Genomic DNA, 410 nt, shown 5'->3' on the forward strand with positions numbered 1-410 from the left:
GCTGGCGAACTGGCGGAATACATCGAGGCTCGGAAGATGAGCCATGTCCGCGGCGCCCCGTGTCATCCCCAGACCCAGGGCAAGATCGAGCGATGGCACCAGACCCTGAAGAACCGCATCTTGCTCGAAAACCACTTCCTGCCCGGCGACCTCGAGGCCCAGATCGAGGCCTTCGTCGAGCACTACAACAACCAGCGCTACCACGAGAGCCTGAACAACGTGACGCCCGCCGACGCCTACTTCGGCAGGGCGCCGACCATCCTCAAACAGCGTGAAAGGATCAAACGACAGACCCTCGAATATCGGCGCTTGCAGCACCACAAGCTCGCCGCATAACATCATCCCACAGACGAGGCCCGCTCTCCGCTAATCTACGCCACGAGTTGCGCCAAATGTTCTGACGACGGACA

At 60.7% G+C, this 410-nt stretch carries 1 protein-coding gene; it reads left to right on the forward strand.

Going from position 1 to position 410, the window contains the following annotated elements; all coding sequences use genetic code 11:
• Nucleotides 1-336: integrase core domain-containing protein (locus LZA78_RS17595; protein WP_233678172.1), on the forward strand; the 336-nt coding region annotated here is incomplete at its 5' end.
• Nucleotides 337-410: the final 74 nt, after the last annotated feature.

The sequence above is a fragment of the Rhodobacter flavimaris genome, assembly GCF_021378075.1.
GTDB classification, from domain to species: domain Bacteria; phylum Pseudomonadota; class Alphaproteobacteria; order Rhodobacterales; family Rhodobacteraceae; genus Rhodobacter; species Rhodobacter flavimaris.